Origin of the sequence: Saliniramus sp. (assembly GCF_035311605.1) — a bacterium.
Classification (GTDB): domain Bacteria; phylum Pseudomonadota; class Alphaproteobacteria; order Rhizobiales; family Beijerinckiaceae; genus Saliniramus.
This window is the reverse complement of the sequence record NZ_DATGCW010000364.1, coordinates 1-7,068: the sequence shown is the minus strand read 5'-3', so window position 1 is coordinate 7,068 and position 7,068 is coordinate 1. Positions and strand designations below refer to the sequence as shown.

Here is a 7,068-nt window from a genome sequence, read left to right as displayed (position 1 = left end):
GCTGTGACGGCCATCATACCGGGGAGCGCGATGGCGCAGGCTCTGCGCGCGGCCCGGGCGGCGCTCTCGGTCCCCGGTATCGAGGATCCCGCTCTCGATGCGCGCATCCTGCTCATGGAAGCCACCGGCTGCGATGCCACGGCCCTCGCCCGCGATCCGCAAGCGCCGATCGATGCCTTTGCAGCGGCGCGGCTCGATGGCTGGATCGCGCGGCGGGTGGCGGGGGAGCCGGTCTGGCGGATTCTGGGGTATCGCGAATTCTGGGGGCTGCGCTTTGAACTCGGCTCCGACACGCTGGAGCCACGTCCCGATACGGAAGCGCTGGTCGCACTCGCCCTGCGCCAGATGGTGCGGGACGCGCGCATGCAGCGTTTTCTCGATCTCGGCACCGGCAGCGGCTGCATCCTGCTCGCTCTCCTGTCCGAATGCCCGGACGCCTTCGGTATCGGCACTGACCGCGCGCATGCGGCGCTTGTGACGGCCCGTGCCAATGCCCGTACTCTCGGCCTGGCTGATCGCGCCGCCTTCATCAAGGCGGATTGGGCAGCGCCGTTCGCGCCAGCGACGCCTGACGGGGGAGGGGGCTTTGACCTGATCGTGTCGAACCCGCCCTATATCCCGTCCGCCGACATTGCCGGGCTCGCCAGGGAGGTGGCGGGTTTCGATCCCCATCGGGCTCTGGATGGCGGTAATGACGGGCTCGCGCCCTATCCGGCGATCTGCCGCGCCGCGATGCGGCTCCTGCGTCCGGGCGCTGCCGTCGTTCTCGAGCATGGTCATGATCAGGAGGGGGCTTTGCGTGGGATCGCCGAATCAGTCGGACTCGTCTTCGCGGGGAGCGAAACGGATCTCGGCGGCGTGCTCCGCGTCCAGGCTTTCATCCGTCCCGACTGAACCATGTTTCAGCCTGCACAACCAAAAGTTTACGAAATAGTGGGAAAATCGTGTAAATAATGCTTGGCGTATGCGGGGCGAGCGGTTAGTTTGCAAGGCGAAACGCGATGAGCCCGGCGCTGGATGGCCGAATCATCGGGCCCCCGTGGGGCAGGGCTTGCGTTTTCTGGCCGCAGCAAGGTGGCTCACCCGGCGGCACAAGGAACCCGACATACCAGATGGTCGTCCGGAGCCTATCCCGGTCGAAGCCGCAGGATGACGGATGTTCGCTCGGACGATGGTGGGAATCCCGTCCGGCGTTTTTCTCTCGCACGTGATGTTGCACTGGCACGGTTCGATGGAATTGCACGAGACAGCGGACTTTCACGCGAAAATGGGCGTGCACGGCATTCCGGATCCGGCATGCCGGCGTCGCGAGAGTGTGGCATTGCAAGAGATGAAGGTCGAAGTGAATCGATGAGACCAGGACAGAACAGACGCATGCGCGGACGCAGCCGTAGCAAGGGCCCCAATCCGCTGACACGCAGCTACGAGTCGAACGGGCCGGATGTGAAGGTGCGCGGCACCGCCCAGCACATCGCCGAAAAATACGGCCAACTCGCGCGTGATGCGCAGGCCAGCGGGGACCCGGTCGCGGCGGAAAATTATTTCCAGCATGCCGAGCATTATCTGCGCATCATCGCCGGTGCGCAGGAGAACCTGCGCCAGCAATACGGCGCCGGTCGCTCCGACGACGATGATGACGATGATGATGATTCGAACGGCTACACGCATGGTTATGCCCAGCCCGATCGCGGCGGTCAGACTCAGCGCGTTCAGCCGGAAGAGGTCGATCCCGGTCAGCAGCCGCAGCCGCCGAGCTTCGATCCGCGCGCCGAACGCCAGCCTGATCGCGGTTTCCAGCCGCGCGGGCGTGGTGATCGCCGCGAGCGCTTCGGTCGCAACCAGCATGACAACCGTGGCAATGGCGATACCGAGGCGGATTCACGCGATGAGGCCGGGCAGGCCCGCGCCGCGCAGGAGGCTCCGGTTGCCGGCGAGGATACGGGCGAGCGTCCCGTACGCGGTCGCCGTCGTCCTGCCCCGCGGCGTTCCGACGAAGTCGAGCAGCCCGCTCTGCCCGATTTTCTGATGAAACCCGTGAGCCGCCCCACCGAAACGGAAGCGGAAGCCGTCCATGATGACGATGCCGGCGACGAAAAGCCCAAGCGCCGTCGTGCTGCGACGGCGACCCGGCGCCCCACCCGCAAGGCCGCGACCGAGGGTGGCGAGTCCGGCGAGGGTGCTCCGGTGAAAAAGCCCGCAGCCGCAGCACGGAAGTCGCCGCGCAAGGCCGCTTCGGCTGATGCGGGTGCGAATGACGGTGGTTCCGACGATGGCGCCTCCGACAAGACCGCTGCGGAATAGATTTCCGCACGGTTGCACTCGGCGGATCCGTCTCGTGCAGGCTGATCGGACGCTGCGCGTTCTGGTTGGACGGGCGCGCAGCCAGTTCGGGGCCAATGCCGCATGCGACGGTTCCTGCCGCCAGGTGCTTTCGTTCGCCATTCGCGTCAGCTAAGCTTTCCCCATGAAACGCCTGATCCTGCTCCGCCACGCCAAATCCGACTGGCCCGCCGGTCTCGACGATCTCGATCGCCCGCTCAATCCGCGCGGGCGCGAGGCGGCGCCACGTATGGGGCGTTATCTGGCCGATGAGGGCCTGCTGCCGGATCTCGCCATCGTCTCGCCGGCGAGCCGCACCCGCGAGACTTTCGATCTCGTGGTGCAGGCGCTTCGCGAAGAAGCCGGCGAAGAGCCGCCGATACGGGTGGACCGGCGGATCTATGAGGCGCCGCCCGAACTGCTGTTGCAGGCTGTGCGCGAGACCGACGATGCGGTGCGCACGCTTCTGATGGTCGGCCACAATCCCGGTACGCAGGAACTCGCCCGGCTCCTCACCGGCTTCGGCGACCGTTATGCCTTTTCGCGCCTGACCCAGAAATATCCCACCGCCGGCCTCACCGTGCTCGATTTCGACATCGAGAGTTGGCGCGATGTATCGCAGCGTGAAGCGCGGCTTGACCGTTTCGTCACGCCGAAAGGCCTCGATGCCGGTACGTAAGGCGGCTGAGGCAGGTATCGGTCAGATATTATCCGGATCGGGACGCTGCATCCAGCGGATCACCGGCATGATCGGTATGATCCAGGCGAGGCCCAGCACGGCGTAGGAGATCACCTGGATGACCTGCGGCGCGGCCATGATGCGGCTTTCCGCGATCGCCATGGCCACCGGGCCATAGAGCATGACGAAGGTGATGATGGCGATCGTGCCGATGAATTTGCGGGTACGTTGCGTCATGAATGATCTGTCCGGCCTGTTCGGATCGAACCGCTATCGGGTGCGGCGAAGCTGTGCCTAGCAGCTTCGCGATGAAAACTCTATGTGTACCGGGTGATCAGCTTATCAAGGGCGCCGGCGCCGGCGAGCCGGGTTTGGAGAGGACAGATGGCGGCAGGGAATTCAGCAGGCGCAGACTTGCGTGATCGGGCATTCTTCCCGGGTCCGGCATTCTTGCCGGATAGGGCCGTACGCGCCTGGATCTGGACGCTGGTGGGTTTTGTCCTCGCCATGGTGACCGTTGGTGGCGCCACCCGGCTCACCGGATCGGGCCTGTCCATCACCGAATGGGCGCCCGTGACCGGCGCCATCCCGCCCTTGTCGGAAGCCGCATGGCTGGCCGAATTCGAGCGTTATCGCCAGATCGATCAGTATCGCCTGCTCAATCAGGGCATGTCGCTGGCAGAGTTTCAGGTGATCTACTGGTGGGAATGGGGGCATCGCCAGCTCGGTCGCGCGCTCGGCATCGTCTTCTTCCTGCCGCTGATCTGGTTCTGGCTCAGGAGCCGCATCACCACCGGCTTCGCGCTGACGCTGATCGGGATCGGCGCACTCGGTGGCATGCAGGCCTTCGTCGGCTGGATCATGGTCGCTTCCGGGTTGGAAGAGGGCATGATCGCAGTGGCGCCGATCAAGCTGATGACGCATCTGATGCTGGCCAGCATCATCCTCGTCGCGCTGACCTGGATCGCGACCGGTCTGCGCTCCGGGCGGGTCGAGCCGACACCGCGCGCGGTCGCGCTCGGTGCGTACGGACTCGTCGGCCTGATTCTCTTCCAGACGGCGCTCGGCGCGCTGGTTGCCGGCTCGCGGGCCGGCTGGACCTACAATACCTGGCCGCTGATGGATGGTGTCTTTATTCCGTCGACGGCGGTACTTTTCCCGCTCTCGCCCTGGTACGCCAACATTTTCGACACTGTCGCCACGATCCAGTTCAACCACCGGATGGTGGCCTATCTGCTCGTCGGCTACGCGCTCTGGCACGCCTGGCGCGTGGGGCGGCTGGCACCGGGAACGGTGCATATGCGCCATGCCCGGATCATGGCCGGGCTGGTGCTCGCGCAGGTGGTGCTCGGGATCGTCACGCTGCTGCTTGCCGTGCCGCTCTGGGCAGGGCTGGCGCATCAGGTCTTCGCGATGCTGCTTCTGGCCATGGCGGTTGTGCATACGCGAATCGCCCGCGATGCCGGGCCGGAATCACGCCGGGTCGATACCGTTCAGCCATTGCCGGCGGGCGGGGCTCAGATCTCGCCGTAACGGCCGATCAGCGCCTCGGCCTCGTCGAGATCCTCGGGGCTGTTGGCGTTGAAGAATGGATCCACCGGCGTGACCGGCCAGGCCGCATGGGCGACGCCATGGCGCGCCGTCCAGCGGTCGATCTTGCGCATATCCTCCTCGACGAGCGCATGGCGCAGATCCGCGCGCAGAGCCACGCTCCACAAGCCGTTCACGGGATGCGTACGCCCGTCGCTCTCGGCACAGGCGAGCGGAACGCCGGCTGCCTCGCGCGCCGCATGCAGCCGTGAAACGTAATCGCGCGGCAGGAATGGCGTATCGGCGGCGACCGAGGCCACATATGCGATTTCGGGGTGCTGCGCCGCCACGTGATCGAGCGCGGCGAGAATGCCGGCGAGCGGGCCGGCGAAATCGGGGATGTCGTCGGCCATGACCGGAAGCCCCGTGAAAGCGAAGCGCTGCGGGTCACCGTTGGCGTTGAGGATCAACGCCTGGCATTGCGGCGTCATCCGATCGATCACGCGGACGAGAATGCTGCGCCCGCCGATCTCGCGCAACGGCTTGTCTCCGCCACCCATGCGTCGCGCGAGGCCGCCCGCGAGCAGGACGCCGATGGTTTGCGGATGCGCGTTCGCGCTCATGATGACTCCCGTTGCCAGTTACCGCCTGCGACCAGGATAGGCGAGGTATCGGGCCGTGACGAGGGGCTTGCGCAGTTCAGCCGGCGGCGGAAGCAGTATCCTGCATCAGCGGATTGCCTTCGGGCGTGTCGTTGAGGTGGCAGGCCGAGAGCCGTCCCTTGCCCACATCCTTGAGAGCAGGGCGCTCCTGACGGCAGCGGTCGAAGGCGAAGGGGCAGCGGGGGTGGAAATGACAGCCGGGCGGTGGCGTCAATGGCGAGGGAATTTCACCCTTGAGCGCGGTGAAGTGCTTCTTCTTCGCATCGAGGCGGGGGACCTCGTCGAGCAAGGCGCGCGTATAGGGATGGTTGGGGCGTTCGAAGATCGCATCGGTCCCGGCGAGCTCAACGATGCGCCCGAGATACATGACCGCCACGCGGTCGGAAATGTGCTCGACCACGCCGAGATCATGGCTGACGAAGACATAGGTCAGGTCGAGCTCGCGCCGCAGATCCATGAACAGGTTGAGCACCTGCGCCTGGATCGAGACATCGAGTGCGGCGGTGGATTCGTCGCAGACCAGCACCTTCGGATTGACCGCGAGCGCCCGCGCAATGCCGATACGCGCCCTCTGGCCGCCGGAAAACTGGTGCGGATAGCGCATGCGGGTCGTCGGATCGAGCCCGACCTTGCGCATCACCTCCGAGACATAGCCGTCGATCTCGTTGCGGCGGATGATCCCGTGCACGACCGGCGCCTCGCCGATGATGTCCACCACGCGCATGCGGGGATTGAGCGACGCCATCGGATCCTGAAAGATCATCTGGATGGCGAGATCCGTGGCGCGGCGCTCGGCCCCGACCATCTTGCTGACTTCCTTGCCGTGATATTTTACGGTGCCTTCACTCGCCTCGAGAATGCCGGCGATGACCCGCCCGAGGGTGGATTTGCCGCAGCCCGATTCGCCCACGAGCCCGACGACCTCGCCCTTGGCGACGCTCAGATTCACGTCATCGACGGCGCGGACCACCTGGTCCTCAAGGCCGGCCCCGAACAGATTGGCGATCTTCTCGGCCATATCGAGGCTGCGCACGAAGCGTTTGTGGACCTGGCCGAGTTCGAGAATCGGCGCAGAAGCGCCAGGGGCGGTCCCGGGGCTGGCAGTGGTCCCGGCCTTGACCGGATTGTTGTCGGCTTGCGTAGTCATGACGAATATCCTCGCCGTGTGTCTCAAGCGGCCGCAGGCGTCGGCGACGACAGCGGATGATGGCAGCGCGCGGCGCGTCCGCCCTCATAGGGCGTGGCATCCGGCATGGCCGTTTGACAGATCCCGGTGGCATGATCGCAGCGCGGCGCGAAGGGGCAGCCCTGCGGCAGATTGCCCAGTGAGGGCGTCATGCCGCGGATCTGTGCGAGCGGTTCGCCGCGCCTGTTGCGACTGGGAACGGAGCCGATCAGCCCGGCGGCATAGGGATGAATCGGCGCTTCGAGCACGGAGGCAACCGGCCCTTCCTCGACGATCCGACCAGCATACATCACGGCGACGCGGTCGGCGAGGCCCGCCACGACGGACAGATCATGCGTGATCCAGACGAGCGCTGTCCCGGTCTCGGCGCACAGATCCTGCACCTCGGAAAGGATCTGCGCCTGGATGGTGACATCAAGTGCCGTGGTCGGCTCGTCGGCGACCAGCACGGTCGGGCGGTTGAGCAGCGCGGTCGCGATGGCCACCCGCTGGCGCATCCCGCCGGAGAACTGCCCCGGATAAGCCTTGAGTCGCTCGTCGGCGGAAGGGATGCCGACCTTCTCCAGCGCCTGGCGCGCCCGCTCGCGCGCAGCCTTCTCGGAGATCTTCTCATGGGCACGGATGGCTTCGATCATCTGCGTATCGATACGCAGCACGGGATTGAGCGTGGTCATCGGGTCCTGAAAGATCAT

At 65.8% G+C, this 7,068-nt stretch carries 9 protein-coding genes; 5 read left to right on the top strand and 4 right to left on the bottom strand.

Annotation, left to right across the window (positions count from 1 at the left end; genetic code table 11):
- The 4 genes from prmC to VKP01_RS16220 form a co-directional block, all read left to right on the top strand.
- A partial coding sequence (prmC, locus tag VKP01_RS16235; RefSeq protein ID WP_324414142.1) for a peptide chain release factor N(5)-glutamine methyltransferase occupies positions 1-894 on the top strand: 894 nt, incomplete at its 5' end.
- 262 nt (positions 895-1,156) lie between these two features.
- Positions 1,157-1,354: a hypothetical protein gene (locus VKP01_RS16230; protein ID WP_324414140.1), complete on the top strand. Its 198-nt coding sequence runs from the start codon at positions 1,157-1,159 to the stop codon at positions 1,352-1,354.
- Positions 1,355-1,374: 20 nt separating this feature from the next.
- Entirely contained in the window at positions 1,375-2,301 is a 927-nt protein-coding gene (locus VKP01_RS16225; RefSeq protein ID WP_324414138.1) for a DUF4167 domain-containing protein, read from the top strand.
- Between the two features lie 163 nt (positions 2,302-2,464).
- Positions 2,465-2,998 (top strand): histidine phosphatase family protein, encoded by a 534-nt coding sequence (locus VKP01_RS16220; RefSeq protein WP_324414136.1) that lies wholly within the window; start codon positions 2,465-2,467, stop codon positions 2,996-2,998.
- 21 nt (positions 2,999-3,019) lie between these two features.
- Here the strand turns inward: VKP01_RS16220 and VKP01_RS16215 are convergent, their stop codons facing one another.
- Positions 3,020-3,235, bottom strand: coding sequence for a DUF2842 domain-containing protein (locus tag VKP01_RS16215; protein ID WP_324414134.1), 216 nt, complete (start codon positions 3,233-3,235; stop codon positions 3,020-3,022).
- A 147-nt stretch (positions 3,236-3,382) separates the two neighbouring features.
- Here VKP01_RS16215 and VKP01_RS16210 point away from each other — a divergent pair, with 147 nt between their 5' ends.
- A complete protein-coding gene (locus VKP01_RS16210; RefSeq protein ID WP_414706598.1) occupies positions 3,383-4,531 on the top strand; it encodes a COX15/CtaA family protein in 1,149 nt (382 codons plus the stop codon).
- On the opposite strand, the gene mobA is transcribed toward VKP01_RS16210, so the two are convergent.
- The 3 genes from mobA to VKP01_RS16195 all read right to left on the bottom strand — a co-directional run.
- The gene (mobA, locus tag VKP01_RS16205) at positions 4,516-5,151 is read right to left on the bottom strand and encodes a molybdenum cofactor guanylyltransferase MobA (protein ID WP_324414132.1); all 636 of its coding nucleotides are present in this window, start codon (positions 5,149-5,151) and stop codon (positions 4,516-4,518) included. The two genes, VKP01_RS16210 and mobA, sit on opposite strands and share 16 nt — an antisense overlap.
- 76 nt (positions 5,152-5,227) lie before the next feature.
- Entirely contained in the window at positions 5,228-6,208 is a 981-nt protein-coding gene (locus VKP01_RS16200) for an oligopeptide/dipeptide ABC transporter ATP-binding protein (protein WP_324414144.1), read from the bottom strand.
- Between the two features lie 152 nt (positions 6,209-6,360).
- Positions 6,361-7,068, bottom strand: a 708-nt coding sequence (locus tag VKP01_RS16195; RefSeq protein WP_324414130.1) for an ABC transporter ATP-binding protein, incomplete at its 5' end; no start/stop codon positions are given.